We start from the raw sequence: 22,071 nt of genomic DNA on the forward strand, positions 1-22,071 counted from the left end.
GCCGCATCACCGGCGCCGGCGGCCCCGCCACCACGCCGCCGCCGGAGACCCGGGGGGAGAGCCCGACACCGCAGACGCCGACCCCGACGCCGACACCGAGCCGCACGGGGGACTCGGACGACTCGGATGATTCGGGCGATTCCGGGGACTCGGGGGACGACAAGGGCGGGGAGCGCGACGACGACGCGGACGATGACGCCGACGAGGCCGATGACGCCGACGACGACTCCTCGGACGACTCCTCGGACGACTCCTCGGACGACTCCGCCGACGACTCGAACTCCGACGACTCCGGGGACGACGACCCGGCGCCGCGCCGCGGCGAGGTCGAGGACTCGCCGGAAGGCTCCGACGGCACGGCCGTACTCGACGGCGAACGCGCCGACTACCGCTTCGCCGGCCTCAAGGTCACCTCCCCCGAGGGCCGGACCTACACCGTCTGGGCCGGCGTCCCCCTCGACACCGAGCAGAACGCCGTCGGCACCGCCGGCCGCGCCATGCTCGCCGGGCTGCTGCCGCTGCTCGCCGTCGTGGGCGGCGTGACCTGGCTGGTCACGCGGCGCGCGCTGCGGCCGGTCGAGGGCATCCGCGGCGAGATGGCCGCGATCACCGCGTCCACGGACCTGTCCCGCCGGGTGCCCGAGCCGGCCACGCGCGACGAGGTCGCCCGGCTGGCCCGTACCACCAACGAGACCCTGACCGCGCTGGAGGAGTCCGTCGAACGCCAGCGCCGCTTCGTCGCCGACGCCTCCCACGAACTGCGCAGCCCCATCGCCTCGCTCCGCACCCAGCTGGAGGTCGCCGCCGCCCACCCCGAACTCCTCGACCTCGACGGCGCGGTGGCGGACACCGTGCGGCTCCAGCACCTCGCCGCCGACCTGCTGCTGCTGGCCCGGCTGGACGCCGGGGAGGAGCCCGCGGGCAAGCCGGTCGCGCTGGGCGCGCTGGTGCGGAAGGACGTGGAGCGCCGGAACGCGGAGGGCGGTATCGGTGGCGCCGAGGGGCCCGAGGGCCGGGTGGCGGTCGTGGCCGGGGAACTGGCGGACGCCACGGTGTCCGGCTCGCGAAGCCAACTGGAGCGCGTCCTCGGCAACCTGCTGGACAACGCGGCACGGCACGCCGCCGGGCGGGTCGACGTCCGGGTGCGCCGCGAGGGTGCGTGGGCGGTGCTGGAGGTCGCGGACGACGGCGCGGGGGTGCCGCCGGCGGACCGGGAGCGGATCTTCGAACGGTTCGTCCGCCTCGACGACGCGCGCAGCCGCGACGACGGCGGCGCGGGCCTGGGCCTGGCGATCGTCCGGGACGTGGTCGTACGCCACGGGGGGACGATCGGCGTCGCCGAGGCACTGGGCGGCGGGGCGCTGTTCACGGTGCGGCTGCCGCTGAGCGGGTCGACGGAGGGCGAGTAACGGCTAACGGCTAGCAGATGACGGCTGACGGATTTCAAAATCTGTCAGCCGTCATTGCCCGGGCCGCGGGGGAATTCGTGCAAACCTTCCGCGCCCGCCCTGCGTCTTCTCCAGTGCACCGGCCGGTGTCCGCCCGTACGCACCGGCCGGTGCTCCGCTCCGCGTACGTCAGGGACGCAGGCGCGCCATCCACGCCTCGACCTCGTCCGCCTGCCGCGGCAGCTGATCCGACAGGTTCCGGCGCCCGTCCTCCGTCACCAGGATGTCGTCCTCGATCCGCACCCCGATGCCCCGGTACTCCTCCGGCACCGTCAGGTCGTCGGACTGGAAGTACAGCCCCGGCTCCACCGTCAGGCACATCCCCGTCCGCAGCGTGCCGCCCACGTACTCCTCGGTGCGGGCCGCGGCACAGTCGTGGACGTCGATGCCGAGCATGTGCCCGGTGCCGTGCAGGGTCCAGCGCCGCTGGAGGCCCAGCTCCAGCACCTTGTCCACGTCCTCGACCTGCAGCAGCCCCCACTCGATGAGCCGCGCCGCCAGCACCCGCTGCGCCGCGTCGTGGAAGTCGCGGTACGCCGCGCCCGGCCGGACGGCGGCGATGCCCGCCTCCTGCGCGTCGTAGACGGCGTCGTAGATCCGCCGCTGCAGCGGCGTGAACGTGCCGTCGATGGGCAGCGTGCGGGTGACGTCGGCGGTGTAGAGGTTGCGGGTCTCGACGCCGGCGTCGAGGAGGAGCAGGTCGCCGGAGCGGACGGCGCCGTCGTTGCGCACCCAGTGCAGAGTGGTGGCGTGCGGGCCCGCGGCGCAGATGGAGCTGTAGCCGACGTCGTTGCCCTCGACGCGGGCGCGGAGGAAGAACGTGCCCTCGATGTAGCGCTCGCTGGTGGCCTCGGCCCGGTCGAGGACTTTCACGACGTCTTCGAAGCCGCGCGCGGTCGACTCGCAGGCGTACTCCATTTCCGCGATCTCGAACTCGTCCTTGACGAGCCGCATCTCGGAGAGGAAGACGCGGAATTCCTCGTCCCGCTCCGCGGTGACCTTGTCGACGAGCGCTTTGTCGACGGCCGCGTCGTAGCCGCGCAGCAGCCGTACGGGCCCGGTGGCCTCCGCCAGGTGCTCGGTCAGCTTGCGTACGTCCTTGACGGGCAGGCCGAGCAGTTTCTCGTTCTCGGTGAGGCTGTTGCGCCGGCCGACCCACAGCTCGCCCTGGCCGGAGAGCCAGAACTCGCCGTTGGTGCGGTCGGAGCGCGGCAGCAGGTACGCGGTCGCCTCGTGGCCCAGCTTGCCGTCGCCGGTGGTGACGGGCTCCAGGACGAGCACGCCGTCTTCGGTCCGGTCGCCGGTCAGGTAGGCGTAGTCGGAGGAGGGCCGGAAGGGGTACTCGGTGTCGTTGGCCCGCACCTTGAGGTTGCCGGCGGGGACGACGAGGCGTTCGCCGGGGAAGCGGGCGGAGAGCGCGGCGCGGCGGTCGGCGGCGAACCCGGCCTGCGGGACGGGCTCCAGGTCGTGGCGCTCGGTGTCGGCCCAGCCGGACTTCATGTTCTCGGCGAGTTCGTCGGAGAGGCCGCCGTAGAGGCCGTTCTTGCGCTGCTTGACGGGCTTGTCCCCGGTGTCCCCCGTGTCCTCGGTGCCTTCCGCGCCGTCGGTGTCCTCCGCGCCTCCGGCGCCTTCCGCGATCTCCCCGGGCGGGGTCTGCCCGGGTCCCGCGGTCTCCGCGGTCTCGGGCGTCCGGGTCTGCGGCTGCTCCTCGGTCACGGCTTCCTCCTCTGCGATGCGTCGGCCGCCTCCAGCGTACGGCCGGGGGCGCGCCTCGAAGACCCCGCGAGCAGTGACGTTTCGAACGACACCGGGCGCGGCGCGGGCGCGGCGGCGCGCGGCAGCGGCCGGGTGCGGTCAGCCGGTGAGCTGTACGGCGAGCAGGACGACGTCCTCGGGGTGGCCGGCGCCGTCGTCGGGGCCGGGGGGCAGCAGGCGGGCGAGGACGTGGTCGGTGAGCGCTTCGGGGTCGTCGCGTACGGGTGCGGGGGCGGTGGCGGCGGCGTGGTGGAGGCGGGCCATGGCCTGGTCGGTGGGCCGGCCGGTGCGGTGGAGGAGGCCGTCGGTGTAGAGGAGGACGGTTTCTCCTGGTGCCGGGTCGATGGTGACGCTGGGCGCTTCCCAGCAGGTCAGCATGCCCAGCGGCGCGGACAGGGTGGTCTCGGCGTACTCGGTGCGCCAGGGGCCGGTGACGAGCGGCGGGCAGTGTCCCGCGCCGGCGACGACGATGCTGCGGCGGCCGGGCGGCGCGTACGCGAAGAGGGCGGTGGCGCGGCGTCCGGGTTCGGTGAGGCGCATGAGGAGTTCGAGGTCGGAGAGGACGGCGACGGGGTCCTCGCCCTCCATGACGGCGTACGCGCGCAGCCCGGCGCGCAGTTGGCCCATGGCGGCGACGGCCGCGGGTCCGCCGCCGCCGGCGGAGCCGACGGCGAGGCCGAGGGCGCCGTCGGGGAGGGGGAGGACGTCGTAGAAGTCGCCGCCGCCGAGGGGTCCGGTGCGGTGCCGGACGGCGACGCGGGCGCCGGGGACGCGGGGGAGGCGGGCGGGGAGGAGCGCGGTGCGTACGCCGTCGGCGGCGGTGCGGGCGCGGGAGAGGTCGAGGAGGCGGGCGAGGTGGTCGCCGGCGTGGCGGGCGTAGAGGCCGGCGATGCGGCGTTGCCGGTCGGTGGGGCGGGCGGGCCCGTCGTAGAGCCATTCGACGGCGCCGAGGAGCGCGGGGGGCGGGGCGCCGGAGCCGTGGGCGTGTCCGGCGGGTGGTGCGGGTGGCGCGGGGCGGGGTGTCTCCGGGTGTACGGGGCCGGAGGGGCCCCCGGGCACGGGGCCGCCCACGTGCCCGGGGCCGGGCGCGTGGGCGGGAGCGGGGACGGGCATGGCGGCGGCGGGACCTCCGGGCACGGCGCCGGGGGTGGTGTGGTGGTGTCCGGGGTGTCCGGTTCCCGCCTGGCCCGGTTGTGCCATACCGCCGTGGTGCGGCTGTCCCGGTCCCGGGCGCTCCGGTCCTGCCTGCGGGCCCGCGGCGGGCCATGTGCCGCCGCCCGGGCGGGCCGCGGGCTGCGCCGCGGCGGGCCCCGCGGGCGCCGTCCCCGGGCCCGTCGGCGCGCCGGTGCCGGGGGCTGCCGCCGGGTCCGTCGCGGTGAGCGGGACGGCGTAGCCGGCGGCGTAGCCGAGGCGCATGGCGACGTCGAGGTGGCGGGGGTGGAGGCCGGGTTCGGCGGCGAGGTCGGGGCGGCAGACGTCGGCGGGGCGGGTGGCGGCGGGGGCGTCGAGGATGCGCCCGTACGACGTGGACGCGCGTGGCACGGTCTCCATGGCGCCGAGGTCGGCGGCGCCGATGCCGTAGCCGACGCGGGCGTCGGGGCCGCGGCCGTCGGCGGGTTGCAGGACGGCGAAGCCGCGGCGTGCGCCGACGAGTTCCGCGCCGGCGCGGAGGATCTCGTGGAGCGCCTGTGCCAACTCGGTGGTGCGGGCGAGGCGTCCGGTCAGCTCGTGGAGTGCGGTGAGGTCGTCGGCCCAGGCGGAGAGGCGGTCGTAGGACGCCGCGGGGGACTCGGCGGGGTGGGCGATCGCGGGTCGCAGCAGCCGCTGTAGCTCAATTCCGGCCACATTCGGGAACGGTGGGGTGCTCACCGTCGGCGGCTTTCGCGCAGCGGTTCCGCACTCGCGGCCCGCGCTCCGGCCTGGCCCGTCCGTACGGGCCTGACCGGCACAGGCATCGCGCTCAACAGCATCGCGGACCCCCATCTCGTGCTGTACCACTCCCAATAGATCCACATTTACACGGACTGGTGATGCGATGTCCAGTGTTGTCGGCCCGGGCATGGTGGTGTCCGCGGGGCATCTGTGTTTGGCTGAAAATCGATGGGTGCTCTGTTCAATTGCGGTCGACTGGATTTCGACACGGAGGTCCCCACACAAGCCGGCAACGGCAGGAACCCGCCCAGGCGGCAGTGCGTCCTACAGAACAGAGCCCGGGCCCCGCCCACGCGTGGCGCGCCATCGCAACGACCGATGCACGCACCCGACGCACCGAAGCAGCGCACCGACGCAGCACAGACACCGCACCGAGACCGCAGTGACTGTATGACCTCGCAAGGTGATCGGCCAGCAGACCCTGGTGCCACGGAAGGATGAGCGCTTATGCGCGAATATCCCGGAAAGCGGCGCAGGCGTAACGGGCAGCGGGCGCTGCCTGACGCGGCGCTGACGTTCGCTTCGCAGTGGCAGTGGCCCGTCGTACCCGGAGCGGGCCTGGAACCGCAGCGGCGCAGCAGCCGGCGGGACCGCACGCACGACCTGACGCAGGACCGCACGCGCGAGCCGGCCCGGCCGCGTGAGTGCGAATGCGCCTGTCCCTACCCGGAGTGCGCCGCACCCGGGGCGCATCCCTACGATCCCGGCGTGCTCGCCGCGACCACGGACCCGCGCATGGTCCGCTGGTGGTGGGAGCAGCAGCCGGACGCGCCGGTGCTGCTCGCCACGGGCGGCTTCGCGCCGAGCGCGGTGAGCCTGCCGGCGGTGACCGCGGCGCAGGCGCTGACCCGGCTGGACCGGCTCGGTGTCCGTACGGGCCCGGTGGTGGCCACGCCGGAGCGCTGGGCGCTGCTCGTGGCCAGCTACGGCTACGAGGAGCTGGGCGAGCTGCTCGGCGAGCACGGCTGGGTGCCGGCGTCGCTGGGCTTCCACGGCGAGGGCGGCTATCTGGCGCTGCCGCCGTCGGAGACGGGCGCCGGGCGGGTCCGCTGGGAGCGGGCGCCGCGGCCGCACGGCAGGGCGCCGTGGCTGCCGCCGGTGGCGTCGGTGGTCGGCGTGCTCGTGGAGGCGGTGGCGGCGGCTCCGGGCGGCGGCAGGTTCGTCGGCTGAGGCCCTAGAGCCACCCCGGGCCGAGCAGGGCCACGCAGAGCGACGGGCGTCCCGCGTATGCACGCGGGGCGCCCGTGGGCGTGCGGTGGCGGTCGGGCGGTGCGTACGGGCAGGTGTGCCGCTCAAGCGGTCCGTAGTGGCGCCTGTACGCCGTGTTCCACCTAATTGGCTCTGTGCCGCATGAACCCGGGCTTCGCGGTGCCGCGTGAAATTCCATTAAAGGCGGGCGGCCGGGCATGTAAAGACCCGGCCGCTGGCGACGGGGGATGCACCAGCGACCGGGCTACAAGCGACGGTAACAACACTTTGGCGTTTCGCAAATTCGAACGTCGTAATTCCCGTCAAATGATGGACCCGTCATACCGCACGGTATGCAGGTGATCAGCTCAGCGTCACCTGGCGGTTGGCGAGTCCGCCGCGGGCCTTGCGTTCGGTACCTGTCAGCGGCTCGGTGACGGCCAGCGCCTCCGCCAGCCGTTCCCCGAACTCGGCCGCGGGCTTCTCGCAGTCCTCCGCCGTCATCGACGACGGCAGGTCCCACACCGGCACCACGAGGCCGTGGGCGCGGAACGAGCCGACGAGGCGGGTGTCCTCCGCGAGCGCGGAGGTGCCCGCTGCGTGCAGCCGGGCGAGAGCGTCGAGGAGCTTCTCCTCGGGGTGGGGCATGACCCAGCGCAGGTGGTTCTTCTCCGGCGCCTCGCACCAGTACGCGGCCTCCACGCCGCCGAGGCGGGCGGTGGGGATGGCGGCGGCGTTGGCGCGTTCGAGGGAGGCGGCGACCTCGCCGGAGGCCGACTCGGCGTCGTCGATCCAGAACTCGAACCCGTCGTGCACCACGGGCTCCAGCGCCGCGGAGGTGTCGAGGAGGTCCTGGAGCCGCGGCCCGTCGCCGGTGCCGGTGGGCGCGGCGGGTTCGACGGGGGAGCCGGGCGTGGCGGTCAGCGCGCGCTGCAGTACGTCGGCGAGGTCGCGGCTGATGTCGCCGGAGGCGGTGTCGTTCTGCAGCCCGAGGAGCACGGTGCCGTCGTCGCGGCGGAGCGCGGGCCAGGCCATGGGGAGCACGGTCGCCAGGGTCAGCGACGGCACGTCGTCGGGGAGGCCGGCGGCGAGGGTGAGCGACGCGGTGCCGGCGGGGACGAGTTCGCGCAGCGCCACCCAGTCGCACTCGCCCGGCAGCCCCTCGAAGGGCCGGCGGACCAGCTCGGTGACGGCCTGCGCGGCGGCGCGGCCGTGGCATGCCTTGTACCGCCGGCCGGAGCCGCACGGGCAGGGCTCGCGCGCGCCGACGACGGGGATGTCGCCGTCGGGCACGGCGGCGGGCTGGGATGCCTTCGTACGGGGGCGGCGCTTCTTCGCCATGGCTGGAATGCTCCGTTCGGGCGCGGATCGTGTCACGTACGGACGGTGTCACGTACCGCCGGAGCCTAGTCCCAGCGCGGGGTGTACGGGCCCGGTGCCCGCCTTCGGCGGCGTACCCGGTTGCCGGCCGGGCCGCCGGCGGGGCGGGCAACCGGGGCGCCCGTGCGGCGGCCCGGAGGTGGTCAGCGGGGTGCGGGCGGTTCCGCGGCCGGTTCCGCCGGCGGTTCAGTGGCCGGGCAGGGACGCCCAGACCGTGACCTCGCCGAGAGGGCCGGCGTCGTAGCGCACGCCCCAGTCGCAGGCGAGGGAGGAGATGATGGCCAGCCCGCGGCCGCCCTTGGCGGTGACCGAGGGTGTGGCGGGAAGTGGTCGGGTGGGGCCGCCACCGTCCGTGACGGCGACGGTGACGCGGCCGTCCGGATCGACGTGCCAGTCGGCGCGTACGCGCGTGTCCCCGGTACCGGGGCCCGCGGCCGCGGGCGCCTCCTCGCGGCCCGGGGCGGCGGCGGGTGCGGCCTCGGTGCCTGGTGCCCGGTCCGGGCCGGGGCCGGCGGCGGGCCGGGCGTCCGGGCGGGCGGGTACGAGCACTTCGGCGTCCGCGGTCGCCGCGGCCGTGGCCAGCGGCCTGGCGTGCCTGCACGCGTTGCTGAGCAGCTCGGACAGGACGAGGACGGCGTCGTCGACGGTCGTCTCCGCAGTGCCGCGGGCGCGCAGGTCGGCGCGCAGGCGGCGGCGCGCCAGCCCCACTCCGTCCGGGCCGTGGGGAACGGCCATGGACGAAGCCGGCGCCTGCTGTGCCACCACGAACATCACCACCCCCAGCGATCTCCTCGCCCCGCAACAGGGAGTCAATGCCCCCGCGGGGTGGATCGGAAACCGGCCAACCGGCGACCGTTGATGCACTCGTTACGTAACCGAACGCAGTGCGCGCGCCGCGGTACTACGCGTAGTCATGCATCACCGGTGGGCGGTGTGTCGTAGCCGATGCGGTCCAGCTGGGCCCGGACCTGGCGGGGGCGGTTGGTGATGAGGGCTTCGACGCCGAGGCGGGCGCACAGGGCGACGTCGTCGGGTTCGTCGACGGTCCAGACGTGCACGCGGTGGCCGGCGCGGTGCAGGCGGGCGACGTAGCCGGGGTTGGCGCGCACGATGCGCATGCTCGGCCCCGCGATGCCGACGCCGCGGGGCAGGCGGCCGTCGCGGAAGCGGGGGAGGAGGAACTGCATGAGGAAGACGGTGGGTACGGCGGGCGCGGCGGCGTGGATGCGGTGGAGGGAGCGGGCGGAGAAGCTCATCACCCGGACGAGGGAGGGTTCGTCGGTTTCCGGGTGGGGGCCGGCGGCGGTATGGGGTGCGGAGCTTTCGGCGCCGGGTTTCGCACGCCCGGTGCGCGGCCCGTTCCGGCCGGTGCGGGGGGCGCGGGGGGCGCGCGGGGCTGCCGGGCCGGCGAGGCCGAACCGGCGGAGCAGTTCGACCAGTTTCTCCTCGACCTGACCGGCCCAGCGGGTGGGGTGCTTGGTCTCGATGGCGAGCTCCACCCGGCGCCCGGCGTCGGTCACCAGCTCCAGCAGGCGTTCCAGGGTGAGTACCGAGGTACGTTCCCAGTCGGGCTCCTCCGGTGTCTCGCGCTGGCGCCTGCCCACCTCGTCGCGGCGCTCCTCGCGGGCCTTCCAGGAGCCGAAGTCGAGGGCGGCGAGGTCGGCGAGTTCCAGTGCGGAGACGGCGCCGCGGCCGTCGGAGGTACGGTTGACGCGCCTGTCGTGGACGCAGACGAGATGACCGTCGGCGGTGAGCCGTACGTCGCACTCCAGCGCGTCGGCGCCTTCCTCGATGGCCGTGCGGTACGCGGCGAGCGTGTGCTCCGGCGCCGACTCGGACGCGCCCCGGTGCGCGACGACGGCGGGCGGATCCGGCCGCGTACGCCCGTACGGCCCATCCGCGGGTGCTTGGCTCACCGGCTCATCGTGCCACCCGGCGCGCCGGGTGGCCCGGCCCTCGTCTGCCACCCAGGGGATGCGCCGGGAATGTCCGAAGTAAAGGATGTCAGCCAAAGACCAGGTCCGGTTTACCGTCCGCTGACAAGCGGTGCGGGACCCTGATTGGGCGGGTAGGCGCAACTGGCACCTGGCGTGAAACGTGAAGGAGAGAGCTGTGAGTACCGAGAACGACGGCGCGACGCCCCGGCGGCCGGACTTTCCGCCGCCGGACGCGGGAGCGAGGTCTCCGGTCGAGTCTCCTGAGCGCGCGAGCACAGGGGCCGGCGGCGCCTGGCCGGCGGGACCGGAGGGGCCGGGTGGTTCGGACGCTGCCGGCTCCCCGGGTGGCCCGGGTGCCGGGGGCCACGGTGGGGCACGTACGGAGCAGTTCGCCGCGGTCGGCGCCGCGGGCGGCACGGGCTCCGGCGGCCACACCGGGCCCGCCGGAGGTCAGGCCGGGCCCAGCGGCGCCGCCGGTTCGTCCGGCGGCGCCGGCCCGCAGTGGCCCCCGCCCCCGCTGTCGGGGGGCACCTCCCCGGCGGGTTCGCCGCCTCCCACCCAGCCCGGCTGGGGCGCCCCGCCGCCCGGCGGCAGCGGCTGGGACTCCGCCCCCAGGCCCCCCGGCAACGGCGGCCGGCGCATCGGCACCGTGGTCGCGGCCACCCTCGTCGCCGCGCTGATCGGCGGCGGCATCGGCGGCGGCATCGGGTACTGGGCGGCCGACGACGACTCCGGCAGTACGTCCACGACCGTCTCGGGCTCGCAGGACGGCCAGAAGATCGAGAACCCGCCCGGCTCGGTCGCCGGCATCGCCGGCAACGCGCTGCCCAGCGTCGTGACCATCGAGGCCAGCGGCAGCGGCGGGGACGGCGCCAGCGGCGAGGAGGGCGCCGCCACCGGCACCGGCTTCGTCTACGACAAGCAGGGCCACATCCTCACCAACAACCACGTCGTGGCGGGCGCCGAGGGCAGCGGGTCGCTGACGGCGACGTTCTCCAACGGCAAGACGTACGACGCCGAGGTCGTCGGCCAGGCCAGCGGCTACGACGTGGCCGTCATCAAGCTCGCCGACGCCTCCGACGCCAACCTGACGCCGCTGCCGCTCGGCGACTCCGACAAGGTGGACGTCGGCGACCAGACCATCGCCATCGGCTCGCCGTTCGGCCTGTCGGGCACCGTCACCACGGGCATCGTCAGCGCCAAGAACCGCCCGGTGGCCTCCGGCGACGCGAGCGGCCAGCAGGAGTCGTACATGAACGCCCTGCAGACCGACGCCTCCATCAACCCCGGCAACTCCGGCGGCCCGCTGCTGGACAGCAACGGCAACGTCATCGGCATCAACTCCGCGATCCGCCCGGCGGACAGCGGCAGCCCCTTCGGCGGCAGCCAGGGCGGCAGCATCGGCCTGGGCTTCGCGATCCCCATCAACCAGGCGGACCGGGTCGCGCAGGACCTCATCGACACGGGCGAGCCCGTCTACGCGATCATCGGCGTCTCCGTCGACAACTCGTACCAGGGCAAGGGCGCGAAGGTCAGCGAGTCGGGCAGCGGCGCGGCCGGCGACCCGGTGACGCCCGGCGGCCCCGCGGCCGACGCGGGTCTGCAGCCGGGCGACGTGATCACGAAGCTGGACGACACGATCATCGACAGCGGACCGACGCTGATCGCCCAGCTCTGGGCGCACAAGCCGGGCGACAAGGTGGAGATCACCTACGAGCGCGGCGGCGACCAGAAGACGGCGGAGATCACCCTCGGCGAGCGCGAGGGCGACGACTGACGGACCGGCAACCGAGGCGGCCGGGCACCCGAGGCGGGTGCCCGGCCGCTGTGGTGCGCGGCCCGCCGGCGTCGACCGCCTGCCGGCGACGGGCTGTCCGCGCTCGCGGGCGGCGCGCCGGACGCCTGCGTGGGGCGGGAGGACGGGAGGGCGCGGGGGCGCGGTGAGGGCGTGCGGTGGTGGGGGTGGTCCGGGCCGGGTGTCCGGGGCCGTCCCTCGTCGGCCCCGCCCCTCACCCGGCCCGGACCGGCTCGGCCGGGACCCGTCACTGCCCCGGCCGGAACTCCTGTGCCCGCCCGGCCCGTACGCACCGGCCCGCAGGGCATGCGGCGGCTTCCGGCGTCTCTGCCGGTCAGCCCCTGCCGGTCAGCCCCTGCCGGCGGCCTCCGCCCGCACCTGGGCCCAGGCCGCCTCCTTCAGCGCCATCCGCGCCGACGGCAGCCGTCCGCCGGCCGTCTGCCAGTACGGATGGGTGGACACCCGCACCGACAGCCGCAGCAATCGCCGCCGCAGGACCGCGGTTTCGCTGGCGCTGTGCCGCGGCTCCTCGGCGAGCCTGCGGTACACCGCGTACCAGTCGCGCTGGGTCTGGACGAGGTCTTCGGGGAAGGTGTGGGTCACGCAGTTATTCTGACACGTGTTCGATTTTCGAGTCACGCGTATTCCCCGGATCCCACCCCGTCGCCGCCGCCCACCGCTCGGCCGCGATCATCAGCACCTCCGTCGCCGGCGCCTTGACCTGCCCGTACGCCGCCAGCTCCGGAAAACCGTCCGCCAGCCGCGACTTGAACTCGCCCCACGCCCGGCGCGCCGCGCCGTCCGCGCGCAGATAGTCGCGGAAGAGCAGCGCGAAGCGGGCGTTGGGCCCGCCGGCCTCGCGTACGTGGACGTTGCACCGCCGGGCGCCGACCGGCGGCGCGAACACCAGCTTGCGGCACTCCCGCCCGCCGGAGACCTCGGTGCGGTTCCAGGGCTCGGGACGGCGGCGGTAGCCGGCGGCGCCGAGGAGCGCCGTGTGCAGCTCCTCGTCGAGGGGCGCGGCCACCCGTATCTGGATGTCCACGCAGTCCTTCGCCGCCAGTCCCGGTACGGACGTGGATCCGACGTGGTCGACGGCGTGCGCGTGCGGGCCGAGTGCGGCGCGCAGCTCGGCGGCCAGCCGTGCGAAGTCCTCCGGCCACGTCGGCCGGTACGCCAGCACGGCCGCCACCTGCGGTTCGTCAGGGAAGGGCATCCCTCCAGTCTGGCGGCGTCGGCCCGCCCGCGCGGCAGAAAACCGTTCGACAGCGCGGGCGTCGGGAAGATGGGATGAGGCGGACCGCAGGCCGGGAGGAGAGTCGTTTGCCGTCCGAGACCACCGCGAGCGCCGACGCGGACGCCGGTGCCGCCACCGCCGTCACGGCTGACACCGCCGCCGCCCCGGCGGTCCCCGCGGTCTCCGCGGTCGACGAGGAACTGGCCGGGCGCCTGTTGGCGGCGCAGTTCCCGCGGTGGGCGCATCTGCCGCTGCGCCCCCTGCTTCCCGGCGGCTCGGACCACGTGATCTTCCGGCTCGGCGACGCCATGTCCGTACGCCTCCCGCGCGGCGACTGGGCGGCCGGCCAGGCCGAGAAGGAACACCTGTGGCTGCCCCGCCTCGCCCCGCACCTGCCGCTGGCGGTACCGGCGCCGCTGGAGGTGGGCGAGCCGGCGTTCGGGTATCCCTGGCACTGGTCGGTCTCGCGCTGGCTCGACGGCGGGACGCCGACGCACGGCAGCCTCGCGGACCCGGAGGAAGCGGCGGCGGACGTGGCGGCGTTCCTGCGCGCGCTGCAGGGCCTGGCGCTGCCTGCCGAGGGGGCGTACGGGCTGCTCTCCCCCGCCGTACCGCTGCGGGACCGCGACCGTACGACGCGGGCGCACATCGCGGCGGTGGGCGCGGCCGGGGCGTTCGACGCCCGCGCGCTGACGGCGGTGTGGGAGGCGGCCCTGGAGGCGGGGGACCGGGGCGGGCCGCCGGTGTGGTTCCACGGCGACATGCACAACGGCAACCTGCTGACCCGGGCCGGGCACCTGAGCGCCGTCCTCGACTTCGGCGGCCTGGGCGTCGGCGACCCCGCCTGCGACCTGGTCGTCGCCTGGACCCTGCTGGAGCCGGGCCCGCGCGCCGTGTTCCGCGAGGCGCTCGGCGCGGACGACGCGGCGTGGGCGCGGGGGCGGGGCTGGGCGGTGACGACGGCGCTCAGCGCATACACGGCGTACGCGGCGACGCACCCGCTCGTCGCGCGCAACACGACCCGCCAGATCACCGAGGCCCTGGCGGACGCGACGCCGTAGCGGCGGCGCGCGCGCCGGGGGCGCCGACTGCGGGGGGACGGACCGAGGGAGCGACAGGTATGACCATCGACGGCACGCACATCGAGCCGGCGGACACGGACGCCTTCCACCAGGTGCTCGCCGACCACCCCCGCTACTGGGGCGAGCGCGACATGCGCGCGCTGCATCTGCTGGCGATGGTGCAGGAGTTCGGCGACACCTGCCTGGTCGCCCGCGCCGGGGACGGCATCCGCGGCTACGTCTTCGGCTTCGTCACCCCGGCCCGCACGGGGTACGTCCACCTGATCGCCACCCGCGACGACACCCGCGGCACGGGCCTGGGCCGCCGGCTGTACGGGGCGTTCGCGGCGGCGGCGGCCCGGCAGGGGGCGGAGCGGCTGAAGGCGATCACGTCGGTGGCGAACACGGGCTCGCAGGCGTTCCACCGCAGCCTGGGGTTCGCGGCGCGGGTGGTGGAGGACTACGACGGGGCGGGACGCCCGATGGTGGTCTTCGGCCGGGACCTGCCGCTGTAGGGGTACGGGCTAGTCGGGGTGGGGTCGGGAGACGGGTGCGGGAGCTGATCGCCGAGCTTGAGCCGGGAGGCGGCGCGGGGACTGCTTCGCCTCCTTGATGACGAAGTCCTGCCGGCCGTCCGCCCACGCCTCCAACAGCGCCTGCATGTCGGCGCGGACCGGCAGCGCGGGGAGTTCGGCGTCCGGATCGATGCCCAGCCGTCTGACCAAGTAGGGGTAGAGGGGCGCCAAGGAGCCGAGTTCCTCCGGGTACCTGCGGCGCAACCCCAAACCTGCGCCCTCTTCGGCCAAGATGAGGTACGGGATCGCCGCGCCCAGGAAGGCCATACCGTCGAGCCGCACCGTGGTCGTGCTGATCGGCCGCGGATGCCACGTGAGCGTACACCGCGCCCAAGGCGGATCCGCCTTGTCCGACAGGTACTCTCCAACCGCCCTGAGAAGGGCAATCCGTTCAGGTGGGATCGGCTCCGACGCGTTCATCGCGTGCTGGATTTCGGAGAGCAGGAACGGCGCTCGTCGGATTGCGAACACTCCTAGGTCGTACGGCTCATTCAGCAAATTCTCGAAGCCGTCCGGCTCGGCTAGTAGATCCCCCGGTGGGATCGTGCCCTGCCGCACCGCCTCGTACATGAAATTCTCACTCGACCCCGCCGCCGCGGCGTATTCCGCGCGGTATCTGCGACGGCTCTCCTCGGCGAAGTCCGCCCAGAAGGCAAGCATGTCTTCGTCGGTGGCCTTCGCAGTGAACCGGACCCCGTAGCAGCGGAGCGCCAAGCTGAGCGCTGTGGTCCGGGCAGGCTCGTGGCCGTCCGCGACCGCAATGTCGATGTGCTTCCTCACTTCCTCGCCGAGAGCGGGCAGGTAGGCGCTCCCCGAGCGGGTCAGCAGATCCAGCGGCTCGTAATACCGAGCGTCGTTCCCCTGCCCCAGGAAGAAGTGGTCCAGGCAGCGCCGGCACAGTTCCCGGACGACCGCCGGCGGCGGGTCGACCGACGCGAGCGCGGAGGCCAGGAAGCTCAGCAGGTTCTTGCTGCTCTCGGCGGCCCGGTACCTCTTGTCGCCCAGGAGGCTGCGGTAGAAGCGCTCGGCGCCCTGGTCGGCCATGCCGTCCTTCATCTGCAGGGCGAGTTCGGCGACGACCGGCCACTCCTGCTTAATGATCCGCGGGGCCAGTTCCTTCGCCAGCTGTTCCGGGGTGTCGTGCGCCCTCGCCAGATATCCGGCCGTGAAGTACTCCAGGAACGTCCGGTGCGTGAACGTGTACAGCTTCTCGCCCGCCGAAGTCGTCCCCGCGTCGCTGAACACCCAGGCCCGGCGCCGCGCCTGGTCGTATCCCACCAGGCGGGACGTCACCAGCACCCGCACCATCGGGTACTCCGAGCAGAAGCGCTCCACGATCGCGGTGACCTCGGCGCGCCGCGTCGTGTCGGTCAGCTCGTCCAGGCCGTCGAAGATGACCACCGCCGAGCCGGTGAGGAAGAGCCGGGAGACGAGACCGGGCGGGGCGGGGCACTGGTAGAAGGTCTCCAGCCGGTGCTCGATGTGGCCGACGACCGACCGCTCCGGCGGGTCCTGCGCGGCGAACTCCCGCAGGGTGACGAGAAAGGGCACCCGCCGGTCCGCGGCCTGCGCGTGCCAGTGCATGAGCACGCCGGACGCCGTCGTCTTGCCGCCGCCCGGGTCGCCGAGGAGGACCGACCGGTCCAGCGCCTCGCCGAGCTGCCACAGGGAGATCGCCTCGGTCGCGAGCAAGGACCCCACGGGGGGCATGGGGAGGATCTCGGGTGAGACGTAGAGGTCGTCGATCGGGACCCGGCGGCGCCGCTCGAAGTCGGGCGGTTTGATCTTCCCGAACTCCTCGACCACGTGCCGCCGGTAGCGCCCCAGGTACTCCCGCTCCCGCTCCGGATCCCGCTCGTCGTACGCCGCGAGCTTCCGCTCGATGGCCCGTAACGACGCGACCATGCGCGCCGAGAACGCCTCGCTCCGCAGCCGCGGCAGCAACTCCCCGTCCGCGCCCTCGAGGCGGCCCACGAGCGCGCAGATCTGCTCGTCGTAGAAGTCGAAGAGGGCGTGGGCGAACGCCGGCCAGTCGGCCCGCGGATCGGCCGGGGTCAGTACGGTCTCCAGCAGCGGCCGCAGCCGCTGGACGTCCGCCTCCGGCGCGTCCGTGAGCCGGGCGGCGAGCAGTTCGTGGACGAGTGCGTGGAACTCGTCGCTCGCGACGACCGCCTCGAGCGCGTCCTCGGGGACGCCCGCGGGGAGGCTGCCGGACACGTCGGGGCCGGGTGCGTCCAGCTCGTACGTGTCGAACCACTCGACCAGCTTCTGGTCCGCCTTCAGCGCCCGGTTGCCCAGTGCCCGCAGGCTGACACCGAGGCGTACGGACGTGTCGGCGACGACGCGGGCCAGTACGCCGGCGGCCGCGCCCTGGAGAACGTAATCCGGGTTCACGCGGGCACGGTAGCGAACCGGGCCCGTGCACGGCCGGTCATCGGCCGGATACGGGGAGCGCGGACTAGATTCGTCCCCAAGAGGCGGACGTCCGCCGGAAGGAACCTGGAAGGAACGAGCGCCCCATGCTCACGGCTGTAGCCACCGCGGCCGACGCGCCGCTCACCCTCACCGAACGCGAGGTGCCCGAACCCGGGCCGGGTGAGGTGCTCGTCAGGATCATCGCGTGCGGCGTCTGCCACACCGACCTGGACCTGCTGCAGGGCCACTGGCCCATCGCCCGCTTCCCCGTCGTCCCCGGGCACGAGATCACCGGCGAGGTCGCCGCCCTCGGCCCCGGCGTCTCCTGGCCCGCGGTCGGGACGGCGGTCGGCGCGCAGTTCCTCGGCGACTCGTGCCGGCACTGCGACTACTGCGTACGCGGCGAGCAGATCCTCTGCCCCGCCAAGCGGATCACGGGCATCGTGATGGACGGCGGCTACACCGAGTACGCCGTCCTCAAGGCCGACTTCGTCACGCCGCTGCCCGACGGGCTCGACCCGGTGGCCGCGGCGCCGCTGATGTGCGCGGGGCTGACGGCGTTCAACAGCCTGCGCCAGGCGGGGATCACGGCGACTTCCCGCGTCGCGGTGATCGGCACCGGCGGCGTGGGGGCGCTCGCCATCCGCTACGCCGTCGCCATGGGCGCCCGCGTCGCCGCCGTGGGCCGCTCGCCGCACGGTGAGGCGGCGGCGCGCGACCTGGGCGCCGAGCGCTACATCGCCACCCGCGACACCGACCCGGCCGACGCGCTGCGCGCCTGGGACGGCGGCGCCGACCTGATCCTCAACGCCGCCCCCTCCACGGCCGCGGCCACCGCGACCCTGACGGGCCTGGCGCCCGACGGCACCCTCGTCCTCTGCGGCTACGACGACACCCCGCTGGTCCTGCCCCCGACCCCGATGGTCCTGGGCCGCCTCCACGTGATGGTCAACCCCTCCGGCTCCCCCCACGACGCCCGCGACACCCTCGCGTTCTCCGCGGCCCACGGGATCGTGCCGGACTACACGCCGATCGGCCTGGAGGGCGCCGGCGCGGCCCTCGAAGCGATGGCCAAGACCAGCCCGCCCAACCGCTCGGTCATCACCTTCGCCTGACGGCGGTACGAAGCCGCTACACGCACGTTCCCGCCGGTCAGGAAGGCGCGTCGGCGGAGAGTGTGGGATTCGAACCCACGGTGACGGGGTACGCCACGCCGGTTTTCAAGACCGGTCCCTTAGGCCGCTCGGGCAACTCTCCCTGCCGTCGCTCGGCGGCGGCAGGGACCAAGGCTAGCGGTTCGTGCGGCGGCGTCGCCTCCGGGTTCGGGGCGGGCTGCGGGGCGGTGGGCGGGGGTCAGGCGGCGGTGGCGGCTGCCGGGTCCATCCAGAAGATCTCCCACTGGTGGCCGTCCGGGTCGAGGAAGCTGCGGCCGTACATGAAGCCCTGGTCATTGGGCTCGTTCGCGACGCCGCCGCCCGCGGCCAGCGCCTTGTCGACGATCTCGTCCACCGCCTCGCGGGTGTCGACGCTCAGGGCGAGGATCGCCTCCGTGGAGGTGGCGGAGTCCGCGATCTCCTTCTTGGTGAAGCCCTTGAAGAACGGCTCCGTGAGGAGCATCGCGTAGATGTCGTCCGTGATGACGAGGCAGGTGGCGTTCTCGTCGGTGAAGTTCTCGTCGAAGCGGTAGCCGAGGGCGGTGAAGAAGGCCATCGAGCGGTCCAGGTCCTTCACGGGCAGGTTGACGAAGATCTTGTGCGGCATCGTGGTGGCCCCTCTCCGGGCAGTGTCGTCGGCTCCTGGAGCACGCTGTCTGTGGGGTAGACGGAGCGGGGTCGCGGAACTCATCGGTCGGCGGGCCCGGCTCCGGGATTATTTTCTCGGGTTCTGTGGCCTGGGGCTTCTCGGCGGTTCCGGTGTCCCCCGCGTCCCTGTGCTCCCTGCGTTCCTGCGTCACCGCGGCATGTGCCTCGCCGCCGAAGCCACCGTCGCCGTCGCCTCGCGCTGCGGCAGGCCCGTCGCCATCGCCGCGCGGATCAGCGCCTCCGCCACCTCCCCGCCGTGGCCCGTCTCGTACGCGCGGCAGGCCGCCCAGAACAGGCGGGCGTTGCGTTCGCCCGGGTGGGAGGCGGCGACGAAGCGGATCAGGGCGTCCGGGCGGCGTTCCGCCGCCGGGGGGTGGCCGGCGTCGGGCGGCGGTGGTGGGGGCGGGGGCTCCGGCGGGGGCGGGGTGAGGAGGCGGAGCAGCGCCCGGGGGGCCGGCGCCGGGGCGCGGGCCGAGCGGGGGGCCAGGCGGTACGTGCCGTGCAGGGTGCGTGAGCCGGGGCCCGCCAGGTACCCGCCCGCCCCGCGGATGTCGACGCCGGGCGCCAGCCGGCCCACCGAGTTGGGGACGGTGTGCTCGGAGTGGCCGGTGAGCCAGATGTGGCGGCCGCCGCCGGGGGTGAGGATCACCACCGTCGGCGGCAGCACGATCCCCCGCGCGACGAGCAGCGACTCGAACACCCGCGGCGCGTCCGCCCCCGATTTCACGTCGAGGTCCAGCCCGATCAGGTGATGCGGCGGCCGGCCGCAGGCGATTCCGTACCCCGTGGCCCACGGGGCGGCGGCGAAGAGGGTGTGTATCGCGTCGGTGTCGGTCGTCGCGTCGTACACGCCGTGGCCGATGCGCCCGCACTCCCCGCGGCAGGGCACCCGCGGCCAGTCCGCGTGGTGCGGGGAGCGGACCGCGGGCTGTTTCGCGCGGGACAGCGGGAAGACGGGCAGGCCGCGGCGGGCGGCTGCCAGCGCGGCGGTGAGGGCATGGCTGTGTACGGAGCTGTCCATGCCTCCAGTCTCGTACAAGTGTTCGATACGCGAAAGTGTCACGCCTGTGCGGGTTTACCCGGCGCCGATCATGCCTGCGGGGGAAATGGGCATCGGCGCGCGATAGAGCCGGGTTCCATGGGCAACGATGCTTTCGCGACGTCGCAAACCGCCGGAGGGCGGCCGGAGTCCCGGCCGGCCCCGGCCACGGAACCGTCTTCCGTTACATAGGAGGAAGCAGATGGCACGCACTCGCACGGCCCGTATCTTGGCCGCGGCAGCTTCACTGCCGCTCGCTGTCGCGCTCTTCGGAGGGGTCGCACAGGCGGACAACGGGGCCGGGGCGTTCGCCAACGACGACTCCCACTCCGCGATCGTCGGCCAGCTCGGCGGCGTCGGTGACGACAACTACGGCAACAACGCCCAGACCCAGCAGGTCAACAACGGCGGCGGATACAACGAGTCCAACACCGCCAACGTCCAGGGCTTCGGCAACGCCGTCGACCAGTCGGACACCGTGGTCGTCTTCACCAACCTCTGGTAAGGCTCACGCAGTTCGGGGTGCTCATGGGGATGGCCGCGCGGCCGCCCCGGCACGGTGCGGCCGCGCGGTCGCGTGTGCGGGCGGGGCGGGGGCTCGTCGACTCCTGGGCGGGCGGGCCGGTCGTTTTCGCGGGTGCGGGTGCGGGTGCGGGTGCGGTCCCCTCCCGCGTACGGGCCTCCCTCCCCCTCCGGACGGCCCACCCCCGCGTGTCGCACCGGCCGCCCCGCCCGCCCGCGCCGTTCACTGCTCGGCATGCCCCCCGAGCCCCGCCGCCGCCCCTCCCGCCGCCGTCCCGGCACCCTCGCCGCCGCCCTCGCCGTGTTCGCAGGTGCACTCACCGGCAGCCCCACCGCCGCCGCCCCGAGCCCCGCCGACCGCCCCGCCGACCGCCCCGCCGCTGCCCCCGCCGCCGCCCCCGCCGCCCCGGCCGCCGCCGCCCCCGGCTCCGTACCCGAAGACCTCCGCGACCCCCGCGACCTCGGCGCCCACGTCTTCCGCGGCCGGGCCTTCGACACCTGCCACACCCCCTCCCGCGCCGCCATGTCCGCCTGGCGCGCCTCCCCCTACCGCGCCGTCGGCGTCTACTACGCCGGCCGCGGCCGCGCCTGCGCCGAGCAGCCGAACCTCACCGCCTCCTGGCTCCGCGACGTCCACCGCACGGGCTGGCGCGTACTCCCCCTCTACGTCGGCTCCCAGTCCCCCTGCGTCACCGCCGCCAACAAGCACCACGTACGCATCGACCCCGCCCGCCCCCGCGGCCAGGCCCGCGCCGAGGCCCGCGACGCCGTGCGCAGCGCCCGCGCGCTCGGCATGGCCGCGCGCAGCGCCGTCTACCTCGACATCGAGCACTTCCGCGGCCCCACGGCCTGCGAGCGCACGACGCTCGCGTACATCCGCGCGTGGAACAAGGAGGTGCGCCGCCTCGGCTGGTTCCCCGGGCTCTACAGCAGCGCGAACTCGGGCATCCGCGTGATCGAGCAGGCCCGCCGCGCCGGACTGGACGGCCTGCCGTCCATGATCTGGGTGGCCCGCTGGCGCACCAGTCCTTCGCTGTACGGTGAGCCGCGCGTCGACCCCGCCGCCTGGCGGCCGCACCGCCGGCTCCACCAGTACGTAGGCATGGTCGGGGAGCGGCACGGCGGCAAGCGGATGGTCATCGACCGCGACGTCGTGGACGCGCCGGTCGCGATCATGGGACCCCGGACGTAGTACCCCGAAGGGTCGGCCGGCCGTACCTCCACCTACGGGAGGTCCGGCCGGCTCGGCACCTACTCCCTCGGGTGGAGCCAGCATCGCGACCTCCGGCCGATCCGCCGACCCGGGTACCGCTCCTAGCGTGGAGCCATGTCCACAGCCAGCACCACCGACGCCCCCGCGGCGGCGGACACCGCGCGACCGCCCCTGCCGACCTTCGCGGCGTACGTGCACCTGCGGGGGCCGGTGCTGCTGCGCACCGCGCGCTCCCTGACCACCAGCCCGTGGGACGCCGAGGACCTGCTGCAGACCGCGCTGGCGCAGACCTACCTGGCCTGGGACCGGATCGAGGACCCGCGCGCCGTCGACGGCTACGTACGCCGCGCGCTGCTCAACACCCGCACCTCGCAGTGGCGCAAGCGCCGCGTCGACGAGTACGCCGCGGGCGACGACCTCCCCGAGCCCGCCCCCGTGCCGGGACCCGACCCGGCGGAGCACCAGGCGATGCGCGACGCGATGTGGCGCGCGGTGCTGCGGCTGCCGGAGCGGCAGCGGGCGATGGTGGTGCTGCGGTACTACGAGGACCTGAGCGAGGCGCAGACGGCGGCCGTGCTGGGGGTGTCGGTCGGGACGGTGAAGAGCGCGGTCTCGCGGGCGCTCGCGAAGCTCCGGGAGGACACGGGGCTGGGGGAGATGGCGCAGGCGGCGTAGGTCTTCCCGAGGTAGTGACAAGGGGCCCGGTCACCAGCAGAATCAGCGCCACCGTCTACTGGCGCGTAGCCGCTGCGTGTCTCTGCGTGTCTGACCC

The 22,071-nt window shown here is 74.4% G+C and carries 19 protein-coding genes and 1 tRNA gene; 9 read left to right on the forward strand and 11 right to left on the reverse strand.

Going from position 1 to position 22,071, the window contains the following annotated elements; genetic code table 11:
• Positions 1–596: 596 nt before the first annotated feature.
• Positions 597–1,409 carry a sensor histidine kinase gene (locus LG396_RS01270; protein ID WP_443729170.1) on the forward strand — a complete coding sequence of 271 codons (813 nt, stop codon included), beginning with the start codon at positions 597–599 and terminating at the stop codon, positions 1,407–1,409.
• 168 nt (positions 1,410–1,577) lie between these two features.
• On the opposite strand, the gene LG396_RS01275 is transcribed toward LG396_RS01270, so the two are convergent.
• The gene (locus LG396_RS01275) at positions 1,578–3,164 is read right to left on the reverse strand and encodes an aminopeptidase P family protein (RefSeq protein ID WP_225793228.1); all 1,587 of its coding nucleotides are present in this window, start codon (positions 3,162–3,164) and stop codon (positions 1,578–1,580) included.
• 138 nt (positions 3,165–3,302) lie between these two features.
• Complete coding sequence (locus LG396_RS01280) at positions 3,303–5,048, reverse strand: PP2C family protein-serine/threonine phosphatase (RefSeq protein ID WP_225793229.1); 1,746 nt, start codon at positions 5,046–5,048, stop codon at positions 3,303–3,305.
• A 534-nt stretch (positions 5,049–5,582) separates the two neighbouring features.
• Between LG396_RS01280 and LG396_RS01285 the strand changes: the two genes are divergently transcribed.
• Positions 5,583–6,305, forward strand: a complete 723-nt coding sequence (locus tag LG396_RS01285; RefSeq protein WP_225793230.1) for a bifunctional DNA primase/polymerase — start codon at positions 5,583–5,585, stop codon at positions 6,303–6,305.
• A 381-nt stretch (positions 6,306–6,686) separates the two neighbouring features.
• On the opposite strand, the gene LG396_RS01290 is transcribed toward LG396_RS01285, so the two are convergent.
• The 3 genes from LG396_RS01290 to LG396_RS01300 all read right to left on the reverse strand — a co-directional run bounded on the left by LG396_RS01290 (position 6,687) and on the right by LG396_RS01300 (position 9,619).
• Positions 6,687–7,664, reverse strand: coding sequence for a DUF5926 family protein (locus tag LG396_RS01290; RefSeq protein ID WP_018836437.1), 978 nt, complete (start codon positions 7,662–7,664; stop codon positions 6,687–6,689).
• A 225-nt stretch (positions 7,665–7,889) separates the two neighbouring features.
• Complete coding sequence (locus LG396_RS01295) at positions 7,890–8,480, reverse strand: ATP-binding protein (RefSeq protein WP_308190051.1); 591 nt, start codon at positions 8,478–8,480, stop codon at positions 7,890–7,892.
• 134 nt (positions 8,481–8,614) lie between these two features.
• On the reverse strand, positions 8,615–9,619 hold the full coding sequence (locus LG396_RS01300) for a glycerophosphodiester phosphodiesterase family protein (RefSeq protein ID WP_037751573.1): 1,005 nt from the start codon (positions 9,617–9,619) through the stop codon (positions 8,615–8,617).
• A 196-nt stretch (positions 9,620–9,815) separates the two neighbouring features.
• Here LG396_RS01300 and LG396_RS01305 point away from each other — a divergent pair, with 196 nt between their 5' ends.
• Entirely contained in the window at positions 9,816–11,417 is a 1,602-nt protein-coding gene (locus LG396_RS01305) for a S1C family serine protease (RefSeq protein WP_225793232.1), read from the forward strand.
• A gap of 366 nt (positions 11,418–11,783) precedes the next feature.
• Here the strand turns inward: LG396_RS01305 and LG396_RS01310 are convergent, their stop codons facing one another.
• Complete coding sequence (locus tag LG396_RS01310) at positions 11,784–12,038, reverse strand: DUF8825 domain-containing protein (RefSeq protein WP_018836441.1); 255 nt, start codon at positions 12,036–12,038, stop codon at positions 11,784–11,786.
• Positions 12,039–12,042: 4 nt separating this feature from the next.
• Entirely contained in the window at positions 12,043–12,651 is a 609-nt protein-coding gene (locus LG396_RS01315) for a GrpB family protein (protein ID WP_225793233.1), read from the reverse strand.
• Between the two features lie 107 nt (positions 12,652–12,758).
• On the opposite strand from LG396_RS01315, the gene LG396_RS01320 reads away from it, so the two are divergent.
• Together LG396_RS01320 and LG396_RS01325 are read left to right on the forward strand one after the other, a co-directional pair.
• Positions 12,759–13,733, forward strand: a complete 975-nt coding sequence (locus LG396_RS01320) for an aminoglycoside phosphotransferase family protein (protein WP_225793234.1) — start codon at positions 12,759–12,761, stop codon at positions 13,731–13,733.
• Positions 13,734–13,792: 59 nt separating this feature from the next.
• On the forward strand, positions 13,793–14,248 hold the full coding sequence (locus LG396_RS01325; RefSeq protein ID WP_145896265.1) for a GNAT family N-acetyltransferase: 456 nt from the start codon (positions 13,793–13,795) through the stop codon (positions 14,246–14,248).
• A gap of 9 nt (positions 14,249–14,257) precedes the next feature.
• Here LG396_RS01325 and LG396_RS01330 read toward each other — a convergent pair whose 3' ends face one another.
• Complete coding sequence (locus LG396_RS01330) at positions 14,258–16,702, reverse strand: NACHT domain-containing protein (protein WP_225793235.1); 2,445 nt, start codon at positions 16,700–16,702, stop codon at positions 14,258–14,260.
• A gap of 125 nt (positions 16,703–16,827) precedes the next feature.
• On the opposite strand from LG396_RS01330, the gene LG396_RS01335 reads away from it, so the two are divergent.
• Entirely contained in the window at positions 16,828–17,838 is a 1,011-nt protein-coding gene (locus LG396_RS01335; protein ID WP_018836446.1) for an alcohol dehydrogenase catalytic domain-containing protein, read from the forward strand.
• Between the two features lie 54 nt (positions 17,839–17,892).
• Here LG396_RS01335 and LG396_RS01340 read toward each other — a convergent pair.
• From LG396_RS01340 to LG396_RS01350, 3 genes are all read right to left on the reverse strand, one after another.
• Positions 17,893–17,980: transfer RNA gene (locus LG396_RS01340), tRNA-Ser, on the reverse strand.
• A 96-nt stretch (positions 17,981–18,076) separates the two neighbouring features.
• Positions 18,077–18,484, reverse strand: a complete 408-nt coding sequence (locus LG396_RS01345) for a VOC family protein (RefSeq protein WP_037751585.1) — start codon at positions 18,482–18,484, stop codon at positions 18,077–18,079.
• A 189-nt stretch (positions 18,485–18,673) separates the two neighbouring features.
• Entirely contained in the window at positions 18,674–19,546 is an 873-nt protein-coding gene (locus LG396_RS01350) for a bifunctional DNA primase/polymerase (RefSeq protein WP_225793236.1), read from the reverse strand.
• A 220-nt stretch (positions 19,547–19,766) separates the two neighbouring features.
• Here LG396_RS01350 and LG396_RS01355 point away from each other — a divergent pair, with 220 nt between their 5' ends.
• The 3 genes from LG396_RS01355 to LG396_RS01365 all read left to right on the forward strand — a co-directional run bounded on the left by LG396_RS01355 (position 19,767) and on the right by LG396_RS01365 (position 21,974).
• Entirely contained in the window at positions 19,767–20,069 is a 303-nt protein-coding gene (locus LG396_RS01355) for a hypothetical protein (protein ID WP_027741491.1), read from the forward strand.
• A gap of 252 nt (positions 20,070–20,321) precedes the next feature.
• Complete coding sequence (locus tag LG396_RS01360) at positions 20,322–21,278, forward strand: glycoside hydrolase domain-containing protein (protein WP_225793237.1); 957 nt, start codon at positions 20,322–20,324, stop codon at positions 21,276–21,278.
• 135 nt (positions 21,279–21,413) lie between these two features.
• Positions 21,414–21,974: a SigE family RNA polymerase sigma factor gene (locus tag LG396_RS01365; protein ID WP_018836469.1), complete on the forward strand. Its 561-nt coding sequence runs from the start codon at positions 21,414–21,416 to the stop codon at positions 21,972–21,974.
• Positions 21,975–22,071 lie beyond the last annotated feature (97 nt).

The sequence above is a fragment of the Streptomyces aculeolatus genome, from assembly GCF_020400605.1.
In the GTDB taxonomy this organism is placed as follows: domain Bacteria; phylum Actinomycetota; class Actinomycetes; order Streptomycetales; family Streptomycetaceae; genus Streptomyces; species Streptomyces aculeolatus.

What these genes read in the sequence shown, in the direction of transcription:
- LG396_RS01345 (WP_037751585.1), bottom strand. Translation starts at nt 18,484, where the DNA reads ATGCCGCACAAGATCTTCGTCAACCTGCCCGTGAAGGACCTGGACCGC.
- LG396_RS01365 (WP_018836469.1), top strand. Translation starts at nt 21,414, where the DNA reads ATGTCCACAGCCAGCACCACCGACGCCCCCGCGGCGGCGGACACCGCG.
- LG396_RS01355 (WP_027741491.1), top strand. Translation starts at nt 19,767, where the DNA reads ATGGCACGCACTCGCACGGCCCGTATCTTGGCCGCGGCAGCTTCACTG.
- LG396_RS01315 (WP_225793233.1), bottom strand. Translation starts at nt 12,651, where the DNA reads ATGCCCTTCCCTGACGAACCGCAGGTGGCGGCCGTGCTGGCGTACCGG.
- LG396_RS01360 (WP_225793237.1), top strand. Translation starts at nt 20,322, where the DNA reads ATGCCCCCCGAGCCCCGCCGCCGCCCCTCCCGCCGCCGTCCCGGCACC.
- LG396_RS01270 (WP_443729170.1), top strand. Translation starts at nt 597, where the DNA reads ATGGCCGCGATCACCGCGTCCACGGACCTGTCCCGCCGGGTGCCCGAG.
- LG396_RS01350 (WP_225793236.1), bottom strand. Translation starts at nt 19,546, where the DNA reads ATGGACAGCTCCGTACACAGCCATGCCCTCACCGCCGCGCTGGCAGCC.
- LG396_RS01285 (WP_225793230.1), top strand. Translation starts at nt 5,583, where the DNA reads ATGCGCGAATATCCCGGAAAGCGGCGCAGGCGTAACGGGCAGCGGGCG.
- LG396_RS01290 (WP_018836437.1), bottom strand. Translation starts at nt 7,664, where the DNA reads ATGGCGAAGAAGCGCCGCCCCCGTACGAAGGCATCCCAGCCCGCCGCC.
- LG396_RS01335 (WP_018836446.1), top strand. Translation starts at nt 16,828, where the DNA reads ATGCTCACGGCTGTAGCCACCGCGGCCGACGCGCCGCTCACCCTCACC.
- LG396_RS01325 (WP_145896265.1), top strand. Translation starts at nt 13,793, where the DNA reads ATGACCATCGACGGCACGCACATCGAGCCGGCGGACACGGACGCCTTC.